A 15840-nucleotide genomic window follows, 5' to 3' on the forward strand; every position below is an offset into this window, starting at 1 on the left:
CAGGCCGGCACGACGCCGTGGGAGGATGGACAACCGTGAAAACCTTCGAGGAATTGTTCGCCGAGCTGGGGGATAAGGCACGTACCCGCCCCGCGGGCAGTGGCACCGTCGCCGCACTGGATTCCGGTGTCCACACGTTGGGGAAGAAGATCATCGAAGAGGCCGGCGAAGTGTGGCTGGCGGCCGAGCACGAGTCCGACGAATCGCTGGGCGAAGAGATATCTCAGTTGCTCTATTGGCTGCAGGTGATGATGATCAAACGCGGGCTGAGCCTCGACGACGTCTACCGCCATCTGTGACGCGAGAACCCGGCACTCCCATAGCGAACCGATAGGACCGAGTAACCCATGCTGCGTGTGGCAGTCCCCAACAAAGGCGCGCTCTCCGAGTCCGCCTCCACCGTCCTCGCCGAGGCCGGATACCGGAAGCGCTCGGATTCGAAAGACCTGACCGTCCTCGACACGGCCAACGACGTCGAGTTCTTCTTCCTGCGTCCCAAGGACATCGCGATCTACGTCGGCCAGGGCACGCTGGACCTGGGTATCACCGGTCGCGACCTGGCCGCCGACTCCGGGGCGTCGGTCGACGAGCAACTCGCCATGGGGTTCGGCTCGTCGACCTTCCGCTACGCCGCGCCGGCCGACCAGACCTGGACGGTCGCGGATCTGGCGGGCAAGCGAATCGCCACGTCGTACCCGAACCTGGTGCGGGCCGACCTCGGTGACCGGGGGATCGAGGCCGAGATCATCCGCCTCGACGGCGCGGTGGAGATCTCGATTCAGCTGGGCGTGGCCGACGCGATCGCCGACGTCGTCGGTTCCGGTCGCACCCTTCGCCAGCACGGGCTCGCGGCCTTCGGCGAATCGCTCTGCGATTCCGAGGGCGTCCTCGTTTCGCGCGCCGGTTCCGAACTCACGAAGGCGGGCAAGCAGTTCGTGGCGCGCGTCCAGGGCGTCGTCTTCGGTCAGCAGTACGTGATGATCGACTACGACTGCCCGCGGACGCTGCTGGACGAAGCGTCCAAGCTCACCCCCGGACTCGAATCACCCACCGTGGCGCCGATGGCCGATCCGGAGTGGGTCGCGGTGCGCGCGATGGTGCCGCGCAAGGATCACCAGAACCTGATGGACGAGCTGGCCGAGCTGGGTGCGAAGGCGATCCTGGCCACCGACATCCGTTCCTGCCGCTTCTGAGAGCGATCTACCGCGCCGCCAGCAGCACGGTCTGCGCGGTCCTCGCCACGAAGCCCTGCTCGTCGTACAGATCCGCGTAGGTGGCGCCGAATCCGGCCGGTCCGGCCGACAGTTCGGAATCGATCGCGATCCACGATCCGACCGGCCGGCGCAGCAGGTGCATCGTCGTGTCGGTGTTCATCCAGGTCCACTCGCGCGGGTCGAGCGTGGTCCCGACGCCGTTGGCGACATCGGCGACGACGCCCAAGGAGTCGAGGAAGTCGGTCTCCTCGCCTTCGACCAGCGGTGCCAGCGGCCGGATCCACACCGCGTCGGTTGAACCGGTTCGTCCGTCGACCCATGCGGTCTCCGTGCTGCCGATGAAGCCGACGGTGCCCCAATCGACCCCCGGCGCGGTTTGCGGCGTGACGCCGCGGTGCACGGTCAACTCACCCGGAAGCGGTGACATCGGCGGCCGAGGCGCGTGCGCGATCTGTGCCGACGGCGAACCGTGCAGCTGCCATGCGCGTGCGGTGGCCGCCGTTCGGTAGGAGCCGTCTGGCTGTCGGGTCTGCAACTCCGCGCCAATGAGACTGATCTGGCGGCCGGGACGGATCACCTCGCCCTTGACGCGGTTCGTGTCGAGGCCGACCGGGCCGAGGATGTCGGTGGCGATGCGGGAGAAGGTGACCGATTCGCCGGTACCGGCCGCCGCCGCGGTGCGGCGAAGGACCCGGGTCAACAGGCCGGTCGGGGGACCGCCGTGCTGGATCTCCGACGTCCACACCGACACCGAGGATTCGGTCGGGGCGAAGTACTCCCAGCCGTCGTCACCCGCCTGCGCGTCGTCGACGACGGTCGGGCGATAATAGGGTTCGTCCGCGATGTGCTGGTCCACCCGACCCACGATATCCAGCGGCCCCGCGACCGCCGCCACCCGACCTCCGAGGAGACCATCCGATGCCGACCACCGGGCCTTTCGAGGTCGGAGACCGGGTACAGCTCACCGACGCGAAGTCTCGCAAGTTCACCGTGGTCCTCGAGCCGGGCAAGCTGTTCCACACCCATCGGGGGGCTATCGCCCACGATGATCTCATCGGTTCGCCGGAGGGCTGCGTCGTCGCTGCGACCAGCGGTACCGAGTACCTGGCGCTGCGTCCGCTGCTCACCGACTTCGTGTTGTCCATGCCCCGCGGCGCGCAGGTCATCTACCCGAAGGACTCGGCGCAGATCATCACCGAGGGCGACATCCATCCGGGGTGCCGCGTCATCGAGGCGGGCGCCGGTTCGGGTGCGCTCACCTGCGCCCTGCTGCGCGCGGTGGGCGGTCCCGCGACGGCGGGCGGGGCCGACGATGCGACCGGCTCGGTGCTCTCCTACGAGATCCGCGACGACCACGCCGAGTACGCCAGCAAGAACGTCGAGACCTTCTTCGGGTCCGCGCCACGGAACTGGGAACTGCGGGTCGGCGACCTGGCCGATCACGACCCCGCCGACCAGGCGGACCGCCTGATCCTGGACATGGTGGCACCGTGGGAGCCGCTGGAGACCGTGGCGCGCACGCTGAAGCCGGGCGGCGTCCTCGTCGTCTACGTCGCGACGGTGACGCAGCTGTCACGGATCATCGAGGCGCTGCGCGACCAGGAGTGCTGGACCGAACCGCGCGCCTGGGAGTCGCTCGTGCGGGAATGGAGCGCCGTCGGCCTGGCCGTGCGGCCCGAGCACCGCATGCAGGGCCACACGGCCTTCCTCGTCACCGCGCGCCGCCTGGCCGACGGCCAGACGACCTTGCGTCCGCACCGCCGCCCGACCGGACGGGCCAAAACCGCCGCTCAGGGGGATTCGTCGTCCGGAGATGCGGGGTCGGAAGCGGCGCCCGCCGCCGACGCCCAGTAGCGCGAATCACCCGTTTCCGGGGCCCGGGTGCGCGCATCTCGACCCGATCGCCGGTAGCGTGGAAAGCGGCGCGGGATAAGGAGCCAACAGTGAGTAACGAAGAATCAGGGGCCAACCCGAGCGGCGGCGCAACGCGGCCGACGGGCACAGCCGAGCAGTTGCAGGAGCGCGTCGACAATCTTTCCGCGCGCAACGCGAAGCTCTTGGAGACCCTGAAAGAGGCTCGCCAGCAACTCGTCGCGCTGCGCGAAGAGGTCGATCGGCTCGGCCAGCCGCCCAGCGGCTACGGCGTGCTGCAGTCGGTCTATCCCGACGACGCGACCGTCGACGTGTTCACCTCCGGCCGCAAGATGAGGCTGACCGTGTCGCCCAACCTGGACGTCAGCGAGATGCGGGTGGGGCAGACGTTGCGCCTCAACGAGGCCCTGACCGTCGTCGAAGCGGGTGATTTCGACGTCTCGGGCGAAATCGCGATGCTGCGCGAAATCCTCTCCGACGGCTCGCGGGCCCTGGTGGTGGGACACGCCGACGAGGAGCGGGTGGTCGTGCTCGCTGAGCCGTTGCGCGCCTCCGACGACCCCGACGAGCACCGCCGCAAACTGCGCCCGGGCGACTCGTTGCTGATCGACAACAAGGCCGGCGTCGCCTTCGAGCGCATCCCCAAGGCCGAGGTCGAGGATCTCGTCCTGGAGGAGGTGCCCGACGTCGACTACTCCGATATCGGTGGCCTCGGCCGGCAGATCGAGCAGATCCGCGACGCCGTCGAGCTGCCCTTCCTGCACAAAGAACTGTTCCGCGAGTACTCGCTGCGCCCGCCCAAGGGCGTCCTGCTCTACGGTCCGCCGGGCTGTGGCAAGACGCTGATCGCCAAGGCGGTGGCCAATTCGCTGGCCCGAAAGATGGCGGAGGCCCGGGGCGACAACGCGCACGAGGCGAAGTCGTACTTCCTCAACATCAAAGGCCCCGAGCTGCTCAACAAGTTCGTCGGCGAGACCGAGCGCCACATCCGCCTGATCTTCCAGCGGGCCCGCGAGAAGGCCTCCGACGGCACGCCGGTGATCGTGTTCTTCGATGAGATGGATTCAATCTTCCGCACCCGTGGGTCGGGCGTGTCCTCCGACGTCGAGACGACCGTCGTTCCGCAGCTTCTCAGCGAGATCGACGGCGTCGAGGGCTTGGAGAACGTCATCGTGATCGGTGCCTCCAACCGCGAGGACATGATCGATCCGGCGATCCTGCGTCCCGGCCGGCTCGACGTGAAGATCAAGATCGAGCGTCCCGACGCGGAGTCGGCCATCGACATCTTCTCCAAATACCTGACCGAGGAGCTGCCGATCCACCCCGACGACATCGCCGAGTTCAACGGCGATCGCACGGCCTGCGTTCGGGCCATGATCGAACGCGTCGTCGACCGCATGTACGCCGAGAGCGAGGACAACCGCTTCCTCGAAGTCACCTACGCCAACGGTGACAAGGAAGTCATGTACTTCAAGGACTTCAACTCCGGTGCGATGATCCAGAACGTCGTCGACCGAGCCAAGAAGTACGCGATCAAGGCGCAGCTGGAGACCAGCCAGCCCGGCCTCCGCATCGGTCACCTGCTGGATTCCATCCTCGACGAGTTCGCCGAGAACGAGGATCTGCCCAACACGACCAACCCCGACGACTGGGCGCGGATCTCGGGCAAGAAGGGGGAGCGGATCGTCTACATCCGCACCCTGGTGACCGGCAAGAGCACGGGTGCGAGCCGGGCCATCGACACCGAGACCTCGACCGGCCAGTACCTCTGATTCGCGGGCGATTCGCGGGTAACTAGGCTGGAGATCATGCAGCGAATCATCGGGATCGAGGTCGAGTACGGCATTTCCGCGCCCGATGATCCGACCGCCAACCCGATCATGACGTCCACCCAGGCGGTGCTCGCGTATGCCGCGGCCGCCGGGGTGCCCCGGGCCAAGCGGACCCGGTGGGACTACGAGGTGGAGTCCCCGATGCGCGATGCACGGGGCTTCGACTTGGGTCGCAGCAACGGCCCGGCACCGATCATCGACGCCGACGAGATCGGCGCGGCGAACATGATCCTGACCAACGGCGCGCGCCTCTACGTCGACCACGCCCATCCGGAGTACTCCGCGCCGGAGGTCACCGATCCGATGGACGCGGTGATCTGGGATAAGGCCGGTGAACGGGTGATGGAGGCGGCCGCGCGGTACGTCGCGAGCGTGCCCGGCGCCCCGCGGCTGCAGCTCTACAAGAACAACATCGACGGGAAGGGCGCCTCCTACGGCACCCACGAGAACTACCTGATGGATCGCGACACGCCGTTCGCCGACGTCGTCACGGGGCTCACGCCCTTCTTCGCATCGCGGCAGGTGATCTGCGGATCCGGGCGCGTCGGCATCGGCCAATCCGGCGACGAGGCGGGGTTTCAGCTGTCCCAGCGCGCCGACTATATCGAGGTCGAGGTCGGCCTGGAGACGACGCTCAAGCGCGGCATCATCAACACCCGCGACGAACCGCACGCCGACCCGGACCGGTACCGGCGGCTGCACGTGATCATCGGCGACGCCAACCTCGCCGAGACCGCGACCTATCTCAAGGTGGGGACCACCGCGCTCGTCCTGGACCTCATCGAGGCGGGGGTGGACTTGTCCGATCTGGAGCTGGCACGGCCGGTGTCGGCCGTGCACGCCATCAGCCACGATCCGACGCTGTCGGAGGTCGTCGCCCTGGCGGACGGCCGCGAACTCACCGGTCTGGCGATCCAGCGCGAGTATCTGGCGCGGTGCCAGCAGTTCCACGACCTGCACCACGCCGACGACGCCTCGGCCGCCAATGTGCTGGCGATCTGGGCGGATGTGCTCGACCGGCTCGAACGCGACCCGATGGAGTGCGCCGACATCCTCGACTGGCCGGCCAAACTGCGGCTGCTGGAGGGCTTCCGGCAGCGCGAGGGCCTCGGCTGGTCGGCGCCCCGACTGGCGCTGATCGACCTGCAGTACTCCGATGTACGGCTGGACAAGGGGCTGTACAACCGGCTCGTCGCCCGCGGATCGATGAAACGGCTGGTCGACGAGGCGCAGGTCGCCGAGGCGGTGACCAGCCCGCCGCCGGATACGCGCGCGTATTTCCGCGGCGAATGCCTGCGCCGGTTCGGCGCCGATATCGCCGCGGCCAGCTGGGACTCGGTCATCTTCGACCTGGGCGGGGACTCGTTGATCCGCATCCCGACGCTGGAACCGTTGCGGGGCAGTCGTTCCCATGTGGGTGCGCTGCTCGACTCGGTGACGTCGGCGGCAGAACTCGTCGACGAACTCACGGCCAAGTAGCGCAGAGCCGACGGGCAGGTTTCCAGTAGGGTGGAATCCGAATTCGCGTGAATGGAGGCGGCATGGCGCAGGAACAGAAACGATCCGGTGGTGGCGGCGACGACGGTGACCTCGGTCCCGACGGAGCGGCCGGTCAGGAGCGCCGCGAGAAGCTCGCCGAGGACACCGACGATCTGCTCGACGAGATCGACGACGTGTTGGAAGAGAACGCGGAGGACTTCGTGCGCGCCTACGTGCAGAAGGGCGGCCAGTGAACCGGTCGCCCGGACCCGACATCTCCTCGTTCACCGACTACCTCGGCCAGCACGCACCCGAGCTGTTGCCCGGTCGTCGCGTGGAACGGCACGGCGTCGCTCCCGGTTCGCCAGCCTCGGTGCCGCACGGCACGACGATCGTGGCCGTCGCCTACCCGGGCGGTGTGGTCATCGCCGGTGACCGGCGGGCCACCGCGGGCAATCTGATCGCGACGCGCGACATCCAGAAGGTCTTCATCACCGACGACTACTCGGCCGCCGGTATCGCCGGCACCGCGGGCATCGCCGTGGAGATGGTGCGCCTGTTCGCCGTCGAACTCGAGCACTACGAGAAGATCGAGGGCGTTTCGCTGACCCTGGACGGCAAGGTGTCGCGCATGGCGGCGATGGTCCGGGGCAACCTGGGTGCGGCGCTGCAGGGCCTGGCCGCGATCCCGCTGCTCGTCGGCTTCGACGCCGACGCGGCTGATCCGCGCGCCCGCGGCCGGATCTTCTCCTTCGACGTCGCGGGCGACCGGCACGAGGAGTTCGGCGGCTATCAGGCCATCGGTTCGGGCTCGGTGTTCGCGAAATCCTCGCTGAAGAAGCGGTACCGCGGAGACCTGACCGCCGAGGAGGCGCTCAAGATCGCCGTCGAAGCGCTGTACGACGCGGCCGACGACGATTCGGCGACCGCCGGGCCCGACACGGTCCGCAAGATCTACCCGACCGCGGTGACGGTGGACGCCGAGGGTGCGGCCGAGGTGCCGGACCGGCAGATCGCCGAGGCGGCCGGGCAGATCATCGAAGAGCGCTCGCGGAGCTATGACGAGCTCCGCGACGAGGCGGGGGAGTAGCGATGACCTTCCCGTATTACGCGAGCGCCGAGCAGATCATGCGCGACCGCTCGGAGCTGGCGCGCAAAGGCATCGCGCGCGGCCGCAGCGTCGTGACGCTCACCTACGCCGACGGTGTCCTGTTCGTCGCGGAGAACCCGTCGAACACGTTGCGCAAGGTGTCCGAGATCTACGACCGCATCGGCTTCGCAGCGGTCGGCAAGTACAACGAGTTCGAAAGCCTGCGCCGGGCCGGTATCCAGCTCGCCGACCTGCGCGGCTACAGCTACGACCGCGCCGACGTCAGCGGCTTGTCGCTGGCCAACGCCTACGCCACCACACTGGGCACGGTGTTCACCGAGCAGCCCAAACCGTACGAGGTCGAACTGTGTGTCGCCGAGGTCGCCAAACCGGGCCGGGACACGCCGTCGCAGCTCTACCGGATCGGCTACGACGGCTCCGTCGTCGACGAGACCCGATTCCTGGTCATGGGCGGGCACACCGAGGCGATCACGGCGGCGCTCACGGAGTCCTTCGAGCCGGATCTGGCCCTAACCGCCGCCCTCGGCATCGCGGTGACGGCGCTGGCCAACCCGACGCCGCCCGCCCAGCCCGACGCCGGGCGTGCGACCTCGAACGGAGCCGCGAACGACTCGTCGCCGACCACGCCGCGCGAGCTGGCCGCGACCGACCTGGAGGTCGCGGTTCTCGACCGGACGCGCCCGCGCAGGGCATTCCGGCGGCTCGGCCACGACGAGGTCGCCGCCCTGCTGGCCGACGCCGGCAAATCCAAGAAGGGCTGACCGGCATGCAGCGTCGCATCATGGGGATCGAGACGGAATTCGGTGTCACCTGCACCTTCCGTGGACACCGCCGGCTCAGCCCCGACGAGGTCGCGCGCTACCTGTTCCGCAGGGTCGTGTCCTGGGGGCGATCGTCGAACGTGTTCCTGGACAACGGTGCGCGGCTCTACCTCGATGTCGGATCGCACCCGGAGTACGCGACCGCCGAGTGCGACGACCTGCTGACCTTGATCAATCACGACCGGGCAGGGGAGCGCATCCTGGTCGACCTGCTGCTCGACGCGCAGAACCGGTTGTCCGACGAGGGCATCGGCGGCGACATCTACCTGTTCAAGAACAACACCGACTCCGCGGGCAACTCCTACGGCTGCCACGAGAACTTCCTGGTGGTGCGCTCCGGCGAGTTCTCCCGGATCTCCGATGTGTTGTTGCCGTTCCTCGTGACCCGCCAGCTGATCTGCGGTGCGGGAAAGGTACTCGCGACGCCGAGTACAGGGCAGTTCTGCCTCTCCCAGCGCGCCGAGCACATCTGGGAGGGCGTATCGAGCGCGACGACCCGCTCGCGTCCGATCATCAATACCCGCGACGAGCCGCACGCCGATGCCGAGAAGTACCGCCGCCTGCACGTGATCGTCGGCGACTCCAACATGGCCGAGCCGACGACGATGCTCAAGGTCGGTTCGGCGCTGCTGGTGCTGGAGATGATCGAGGCGGGCGTCAGTTTCCGGGATTTCGCGCTCGACAACCCGATCCGGGCGATCCGCGAGATCAGCCATGACCCCACCGGCCGCCGTGCGGTGCGGCTGGCCGGCGGTCGGGAGGCCAGCGCCCTGGACATCCAGCGCGAGTACTATTCGCGCGCTGTCGACCACATGGCGAACCGCCAGCCCGACGAGATGCTCAGCAAGGTCGTGGACCTGTGGGGGCGGATCCTGGACGCGGTCGAGTCCGACGACTTCTCCTCGGTGGACACCGAAATAGACTGGGTGATCAAGCGCAAGCTCTTCCAGCGCTACCTGGACCGCTACGACATCGACCTGGGCGACCCGAAGATCGCCCAGCTCGACCTGGCCTATCACGACATCCTTCCCGGTCGTGGCGTTGCCGACGTGCTCACCCGCAAGGGACTGATCGCGCGTGTCACCACCGACGACGCCATCGACGCCGCCGTGCACACGCCGCCGCAGACCACGCGCGCCAAGCTGCGTGGCGAGTTCATCAGCGCGGCCCAGGCCGCCGGGCGCGACTTCACCGTCGACTGGGTGCACCTCAAACTGAACGATCAAGCCCAGCGCACCGTCCTGTGCAAGGACCCGTTCCGCTCGGTCGACGAGCGCGTCGATCGCCTCATCGCCTCGATGTGACCACTAACCTGTTCGTGTGACGAAACGCGCGAAAGTCGAGCGACAGCTCAACCTGGTCATCTGCCTGCTGTCGACGCGTCAGTTCGTCTCCGCCGAGTACATCCGCCGCAACGTGGGCGGGTACTACGAGAACGACAGCAGCGACGAGGCGTTCTTCCGGATGTTCGAGCGGGACAAGGCCGACCTGCGCGACCTGGGCATCCCGCTGATCACCGGCCCGACATCGGGATACGGCGAGGCGGACGACGGCTATCGCATCGACCGCGAACGCTACGAGCTGCCCGATATACACCTCGACGGCGACGAGGCCGCGGTCGTCGCCCTGGCGACCGCGCTCTGGGACAGTTCCGAGGTCGCCGCGATCGCGCAGAGCGCGGCCCTCAAACTGCGCGCGGCGGGCATCGACGTCTCCGCCGACGAGGACTGGGTGGTCAGTCCCAAATCCGCCGGCCGGGGCGCCGGCGACGAACGGGTCCTGCGCACCCTCCTGGAGGCGAGCGAGCAGCGTCGCGCGGTCGAGATGTCCTATCAGCGGCCGGGCGCCCAAGCCTCGGTGCGCCGCCTGGAGCCGTGGGGCGTCGTGACTCACCGCGGGCGCTGGTACGTCGTGGGGCACGACCTCGATCGGGAGCAACAGCGCACCTTCCGTCTCTCCCGGATCACCGAGGTGACCCCCACCGGCCGTCCGAAGGCGTTCACCCCCGGCGTCGAGCCGGGCCGTCTGCGCGAACTGGTTGCCGAATCGGTCTATTCGGCGTTCCGGGAGAAGCGGAGCGAGGCCACGATCTGGGTCGCCGCCGACCGCGCGGCCTGGCTGCGCCGGCTCGCGTCCTCGTCGAGGCCCTCGGTGCTCGACGGCGAGCCGGGCGATGAGCTGACCGTGACCTACGACTCCACGTCGTCGATGGTGCGCACCGTGCTGCGCGCCGGGCCCGACGCCGTGGTACTGGCCCCCGACGGGCTGCGGCACGCGGTGGTCGCGGCCCTCGACGAATTGGCGGTGCGGTGATGGCGGAAGCATCGGTCTCGCGGTTCTCGCGGCTGCTGGCGATGGTGCCGTACCTGGCGTCCCGGCAGGGGATCGCCGTGTCGGAGGCCGCCGCCGATCTGGGTATCACCACCGGACAGCTGACGAAGGACATCGAACAGCTCTTTGTCTGCGGGCAGCGGCAGAACGGCTTCGAAGACCTCATCGACGTGCAGTACGACTCGGGTCATGTGCGGGTCCAGTTCACGGCGGGCATGGACCGGCCGTTGCGCCTGACGGGTGCCGAGGCCGCCCTGCTACAGACCGCGCTGGCGACGCTGGCCGACATTCCGGGCGTCGACGCCGACGCGACGCGTAGGGCGATCGCCAAGATCGAGGCCGCGATGGCGGTACCGGTGCGGGCGAAGAAAAAGGGCCTGCGTGCCCGGGGCGAGGAGTTGGCCGCAGCCGAGTCCGCGGCCCGCGCGCAGCGCAGCGAACCGTCGGCCGACGGGGGAGGCGCGCCGACTTCCCGTCGCCAGCGTCGCTACGACGAGGTACGGGAAGCCGTGCGTGCGCATCGGGCGCTACGGCTCCGGTACTACACACCGGCCCGCGACGCCGTGAGCGAACGGATCGTCGATCCGATCACGGTGAAACTCATCGACGGCAACGCGTATCTCCAAGCGTGGTGCCGAAGCGCCGAAGACACCCGGTTGTTCCGGTTCGACCGGATCGAGGCGGCCGAGCAACTCGACGAACCGTCGAATCCCCCGCCCGCGGCCGCTGCTTCGGTCGGACCGGCCGGGTGGGAGGAGCAGGACCTTCTGACCGCGGAGTTGGAGATCGCCCCGGAGCAGCTGTGGGTGACCGAGAACTACCTCGTCGACATCATCGACGACGGTTCCGGCCCGGCGCCCGACGGCGCGCCGGTGCGGGCCCGCGTGCACTACGGCTCGCAGGAGTGGCTGGTCCGTTTCGTGTCCGGCTTCGGCGGGACGATCCGGCTCGTCGGCGAACCGGAGATCTCTGCTCAGGTACACGCACGGGCGGCTGCCGCCCGGGAGCGTTATCGGTAGCGCGAAGGCGCTACCGGGCCAATCGCGTAGACTTGGCGTCGAGTCAAGCCCCTTTCGGACAGGAGTTGCCCATGACCGGGTGGATGCAACCGTCGCACCTCATCATCATCGCCATCATCTTCTTGCTCCTGTTCGGCGCGGGGAAGCTGCCCGCGGCCGCCCGCGGACTGGGCCAGTCGCTGCGCATCTTCAAGAGCGAGATCCGCGAGATGACCAAGGACGACGGCGATAAGGACACCGACGCCGCCGCCCAGCGCGAGCTGCCGCCGGGCGAGAAGGGCGAGGCCGCCGCGGATCCCGCGTCGGAGAAGAAGTCGGCCTAGTCCGCCGCCCGCGTGCGCATTCCCTTCGACCCTCGCCGCCGCCGCAGCAAGGTCAATCCCGACGGCACCATGTCGTTGGTCGACCATCTGCGCGAGCTGCGCACCCGTTTGATCATCGCGCTCATCGCGATCGCCGCCACCACGATCATCGGCTTCATCTGGTACTCGCACGGCGTCTGGCGACTCGATTCGCTTGGCGAGCTGTTGCGTGGCCCGTACTGCAGCCTCCCGGCGGACGTCCGCGCCTCGTTCTCACCCGATGGAGAGTGCCGACTACTGGCGACGGGGCCGTTCGACCAGTTCATGCTGCGCCTGCAGGTCGCGCTGACCGCCGGCGTCGTGCTCGCCGCGCCGATCTGGTTCTACCAGCTGTGGCGGTTCATCACGCCCGCGCTGCACCGCAATGAACGTCGGTACGCCGTCGGATTCGTCACCGCGGCCAGCCTCCTCTTCGTCGCCGGCGCGGTCCTGGCCTACCTGGTCGTGTCGAAGGCGTTCGGATTCCTGCTGAGCGTCGGCAGCGACGTCCAGATCACCGCGCTGGCGGGCGATCAGTACTTCTCGTTCATGCTCAACCTGCTGATCATCTTCGGGATCAGCTTCGAGCTGCCGGTGCTGCTGATCGCGCTGAACCTCATCGGCGTGCTCAGCTACGAGCGTCTCAAGCACTGGCGTCGCGGGTTGATCTTCGCCATGTTCGTCTTCGCGGGCATCGTGACGCCCGGATCCGACCCGTTCACCATGTTGGCGCTGGCGTTCGCCCTGACGATCCTGCTGGAAGCCTCGATCCAGTTCGCCCGGTTCAACGATCGCCGCCGAGCGCGCAAGCGGGCGCGTCTGGAGGACCTCGCCGACGACGAGGCCAGCCCGCTGCCTCCGCCGGGACCGCGGCCGACGGCGGCCCCGATCGGCGCCCCGGCCGGTGTCGCGTCCGCGGATCGGGAATCGGTTCGCGATCGGGCGAACTTCGATGACATCCTGTAGTCGATGACGATTGGATTCACCGCCGAGGGTGCGCTCGCCGACTTCACCGGACGGCTCGCCTTCCGGCTCGACGACTTTCAGCGGCGCGCCTGCGAGGCGCTGGCCGCCGGGCACGGCGTGCTGGTATGCGCGCCGACCGGCGCGGGTAAGACCATCGTCGGGGAGTTCGCCGTCCATCTGGCGCTGGCCAGCGGGACGAAGTGCTTCTACACCACGCCCATCAAGGCGTTGAGCAACCAGAAGTTCCACGACCTCGTCGAGATTCACGGCGCCGCGAACGTCGGCTTGCTCACGGGTGACAACTCGGTCAACCCCGACGCCCCGGTGGTCGTGATGACCACCGAGGTGGTCCGCAACATGATCTACGCGGACAGCGCGGCGCTGGACGGACTGTCCTTCGTCGTGATGGACGAGGTTCATTTCCTCGCCGACCGCTTCCGGGGGGCCGTGTGGGAGGAAGTGATCCTGCACCTCGACCCGTCGGTGCGCGTCGTGAGCCTTTCGGCCACGGTGTCGAACTCGGAGGAGTTCGGAGCCTGGATCCAGACGGTGCGCGGCGACACCACCGTCATCGTCGACGAGATCCGGCCCGTGCCGTTGTGGCAGCACATGCTGGTGGGCAACCGGCTGTTCGACCTGTACGACCCGCGGTCACTCGCCGACGGCAATCCGCGGGTGAATCCCGAACTCACCCGCTATATCGCACACCGCGACCTCACCGCCGCGACCGATCGCGGCGATCGGCGTGAGGACCGCAAGGGCCCGCGCCGAGGCCACCGCGGGCGCGGCCGGCGACCATCGGGGGACCGAGGCGGAACCCGCCCGGTGTCGCGGCCGGAGATGGTGGTCCGTCTCGATCGCGAGGGACTGCTGCCCGCGATCGATTTCATCTTCTCCCGAGCGGGCTGCGAAGGGGCGCTCGCGCAGTGTGTGCGCTCGGGGATCAATCTGCTCGACGACGAGCAGCGGGTGGCGGCGCTGGAGATCGCCGACCGCTATCTCGCCGAGCTGTCCCCGGTCGACGCCGATGTCCTCGGAGCCGATCAGTGGCGGCTGGGGATCAGTCGCGGGTTCGCCGCGCATCACGCCGGGCTGCTGCCGACGTTCCGGCACGCTGTCGAGGAGTTGTTCGTCCGCGGCCTCGTGCGCATGGTCTTCGCGACCGAGACGCTTGCGCTGGGCATCAACATGCCGGCCCGGTCGGTGGTCCTCGAGCGGCTGGTCAAGTACAACGGCGAGGCGCACGTCGACCTGACTCCGGGCGAGTTCACCCAGCTGACGGGACGCGCGGGGCGGCGCGGAATCGACACGGAGGGGCACGCCGTCGTCGTGTGGTCGCCTCAGATGCAGGTCGCCGAGGTCGCCGGGCTGGCCGGCGCGCGGACCTTCGCGCTGCGCAGTTCGTTCGCACCCGAGTACAACATGGCGGTCAATCTCATCGACCGACTCGGGCTGACCGGATCCAGCGAACTGTTGCTGCGCTCCTTCGCACAATTCCAAGCGGACCGCTCGGTCGTCGGGCGGGCGCGCAAACTCGACGGGCTGCGGCACGAACTGCGCAAGGTCGAGGGCGAGCTGTCGCGCGCGGCGGCACAGCGGGGCATCGACGACGGCGCTGACGACGGCGGCACGGGTGACCGTGATCCGTACCGCGGATTCGTCGGCTACATGGAACTGCGGGAGGACATCCGGCGGCGCGAGCGCGAGCTGAAGTACGCGCGGCGCCACGACGCCCAGGTGGAGATCGCCGACGAACTCGCGGCCTTGAAGCGAGGACAGATCATCGGCCTGTATGGCAATCGCCACCGCGGCGTGGCAGTGGTTGTCGAGACCGCCGAGGACATCGTCGATCCGAAACCGATGGTGCTCGCCGAAGACGGGTGGTGCGGCCGTGTCGGCGTGCGCGATTTCCTCAACGGCCCGACCGTGCTCGGGAACATGCGGCTGGCCCGCCATATCGATCGCCGGACGGGACGGGGGCGGCGCGATCTGGCGTCGGCGCTGCGTTCCACCGGCGTCACGCTGCCCAAGGGCAAGCAGCGCAAACGCGCCGCCGCGGCCGATGACGCCGAGCTGGCCCGGCTCCGGGAGCTGTTGCGGGCGCATCCGGCGCACACCGCGGCCGACGTCGACGAGCTGACGCGGATGGCGCAGAAGCGCAACCGCCTGCTGCGCGAGGTGCGGTCGCTCGAGGCGGAGATCGCCGAGCGAACGTCGGCGCTCAGCGCGACGTTCGACAAGGTCGTGGCGGTGCTCCTCGAGCTCGGCTACCTCGCCGAGGCGAAATCGGGTGGCGGCGAGCTGGTCGTCACCGATGCTGGACTTAGGTTGCGCTCGATCTACAGCGAGAGCGACCTCTTGGTCAGCGAGTGCTTGAGAGAAGGGGCCTGGATCGGGTTGTCACCCGACGAACTGGCGGCCGTCGTCGCGAGTCTGGTGTACACGTCTCGACGCGAATCGGGGGGTGGGACAGATCGAATGCCCGGTTCGGCGGCCCTTCGAGCAGCGCTCTCGGGCACGGCGCGGATCTGGCGCGACGTCGTCGAGGCGGAGTTGCGGCACGGCGTCACGCCGACTCGCGAGCCGGACACGGGCTTCTCGGTGGCCGCCGCGATGTGGGCGTCGGGCCGGTCGCTGGCCGAATCCCTGATGGCGGCCGGTGAGGCCGGACAACTCCTCTCCCCGGGCGATTTCGTTCGGTGGAACCGGCAGGTGATCGACCTGCTGGACCAGATCGCCGGCTGCGCGGGACGAGACGATCCCGTCGGCCGCACCGCGATCGCGGCCATCGCGGCGATCCGGCGCGGTGTGGTCGCAGTCGAACTCGGTTGACGTGAGGTAGCGTAGTGCCGTC

At 68.5% G+C, this 15840-nt stretch carries 15 protein-coding genes; 14 read left to right on the forward strand and 1 reads right to left on the reverse strand.

From position 1 onward, the window contains the following. Positions 1-35: 35 nt before the first annotated feature. Positions 36-299, forward strand: coding sequence for a phosphoribosyl-ATP diphosphatase (locus GOARA_RS06065; protein ID WP_007321449.1), 264 nt, complete (start codon positions 36-38; stop codon positions 297-299). 48 nt (positions 300-347) lie between these two features. Continuing rightward, positions 348-1193, forward strand: coding sequence for an ATP phosphoribosyltransferase (gene hisG / locus GOARA_RS06070; protein WP_007321450.1), 846 nt, complete (start codon positions 348-350; stop codon positions 1191-1193). A gap of 7 nt (positions 1194-1200) precedes the next feature. On the opposite strand, the gene GOARA_RS06075 is transcribed toward hisG, so the two are convergent. After that, positions 1201-2070 carry a thioesterase family protein gene (locus tag GOARA_RS06075; RefSeq protein ID WP_245548366.1) on the reverse strand — a complete coding sequence of 290 codons (870 nt, stop codon included), beginning with the start codon at positions 2068-2070 and terminating at the stop codon, positions 1201-1203. A 62-nt stretch (positions 2071-2132) separates the two neighbouring features. Here GOARA_RS06075 and GOARA_RS06080 point away from each other — a divergent pair, with 62 nt between their 5' ends. The 12 genes from GOARA_RS06080 to GOARA_RS06135 all read left to right on the forward strand — a co-directional run bounded on the left by GOARA_RS06080 (position 2133) and on the right by GOARA_RS06135 (position 15818). Continuing rightward, a complete protein-coding gene (locus GOARA_RS06080) occupies positions 2133-3068 on the forward strand; it encodes a tRNA (adenine-N1)-methyltransferase (RefSeq protein WP_007321452.1) in 936 nt (311 codons plus the stop codon). An 89-nt stretch (positions 3069-3157) separates the two neighbouring features. After that, a complete protein-coding gene (arc, locus tag GOARA_RS06085; protein WP_007321453.1) occupies positions 3158-4858 on the forward strand; it encodes a proteasome ATPase in 1701 nt (566 codons plus the stop codon). Between the two features lie 36 nt (positions 4859-4894). Further along, entirely contained in the window at positions 4895-6397 is a 1503-nt protein-coding gene (dop, locus tag GOARA_RS06090) for a depupylase/deamidase Dop (RefSeq protein ID WP_007321454.1), read from the forward strand. 62 nt (positions 6398-6459) lie between these two features. Then, entirely contained in the window at positions 6460-6651 is a 192-nt protein-coding gene (locus GOARA_RS06095; RefSeq protein ID WP_007321455.1) for a ubiquitin-like protein Pup, read from the forward strand. Then, on the forward strand, positions 6648-7487 hold the full coding sequence (gene prcB, locus GOARA_RS06100) for a proteasome subunit beta (RefSeq protein WP_007321456.1): 840 nt from the start codon (positions 6648-6650) through the stop codon (positions 7485-7487). The genes GOARA_RS06095 and prcB overlap by 4 nt, the downstream gene beginning before the upstream one ends. Before the next feature lie 2 nt (positions 7488-7489). After that, entirely contained in the window at positions 7490-8269 is a 780-nt protein-coding gene (gene prcA, locus GOARA_RS06105; protein ID WP_007321457.1) for a proteasome subunit alpha, read from the forward strand. Between the two features lie 5 nt (positions 8270-8274). After that, positions 8275-9633, forward strand: a complete 1359-nt coding sequence (pafA, locus tag GOARA_RS06110; protein WP_007321458.1) for a Pup--protein ligase — start codon at positions 8275-8277, stop codon at positions 9631-9633. Between the two features lie 16 nt (positions 9634-9649). Further along, positions 9650-10642 (forward strand): helix-turn-helix transcriptional regulator, encoded by a 993-nt coding sequence (locus GOARA_RS06115; RefSeq protein ID WP_007321459.1) that lies wholly within the window; start codon positions 9650-9652, stop codon positions 10640-10642. Beyond that, positions 10642-11679, forward strand: a complete 1038-nt coding sequence (locus GOARA_RS06120; RefSeq protein ID WP_007321460.1) for a helix-turn-helix transcriptional regulator — start codon at positions 10642-10644, stop codon at positions 11677-11679. Before GOARA_RS06115 ends, GOARA_RS06120 begins: the two co-directional genes overlap by 1 nt. A 71-nt stretch (positions 11680-11750) precedes the next feature. Then, on the forward strand, positions 11751-12002 hold the full coding sequence (gene tatA / locus GOARA_RS06125; RefSeq protein WP_007321461.1) for a Sec-independent protein translocase subunit TatA: 252 nt from the start codon (positions 11751-11753) through the stop codon (positions 12000-12002). A gap of 12 nt (positions 12003-12014) precedes the next feature. Further along, positions 12015-12986, forward strand: coding sequence for a twin-arginine translocase subunit TatC (tatC, locus tag GOARA_RS06130; RefSeq protein ID WP_007321462.1), 972 nt, complete (start codon positions 12015-12017; stop codon positions 12984-12986). Positions 12987-12989: 3 nt separating this feature from the next. Continuing rightward, entirely contained in the window at positions 12990-15818 is a 2829-nt protein-coding gene (locus tag GOARA_RS06135) for a DEAD/DEAH box helicase (protein ID WP_007321463.1), read from the forward strand. Positions 15819-15840: the final 22 nt, after the last annotated feature.

It is taken from the genome of Gordonia araii NBRC 100433 (assembly GCF_000241265.1).
Lineage (GTDB): Bacteria > Actinomycetota > Actinomycetes > Mycobacteriales > Mycobacteriaceae > Gordonia > Gordonia araii.

Coding starts and splice junctions, on each gene's coding strand:
- GOARA_RS06120 (WP_007321460.1), top strand. CDS start 10,642: ATGGCGGAAGCATCGGTCTCGCGGTTCTCGCGGCTGCTGGCGATGGTG.
- dop (WP_007321454.1), top strand. CDS start 4,895: ATGCAGCGAATCATCGGGATCGAGGTCGAGTACGGCATTTCCGCGCCC.
- GOARA_RS06095 (WP_007321455.1), top strand. CDS start 6,460: ATGGCGCAGGAACAGAAACGATCCGGTGGTGGCGGCGACGACGGTGAC.
- tatA (WP_007321461.1), top strand. CDS start 11,751: ATGACCGGGTGGATGCAACCGTCGCACCTCATCATCATCGCCATCATC.
- prcA (WP_007321457.1), top strand. CDS start 7,490: ATGACCTTCCCGTATTACGCGAGCGCCGAGCAGATCATGCGCGACCGC.
- hisG (WP_007321450.1), top strand. CDS start 348: ATGCTGCGTGTGGCAGTCCCCAACAAAGGCGCGCTCTCCGAGTCCGCC.
- GOARA_RS06135 (WP_007321463.1), top strand. CDS start 12,990: ATGACGATTGGATTCACCGCCGAGGGTGCGCTCGCCGACTTCACCGGA.
- pafA (WP_007321458.1), top strand. CDS start 8,275: ATGCAGCGTCGCATCATGGGGATCGAGACGGAATTCGGTGTCACCTGC.
- GOARA_RS06080 (WP_007321452.1), top strand. CDS start 2,133: ATGCCGACCACCGGGCCTTTCGAGGTCGGAGACCGGGTACAGCTCACC.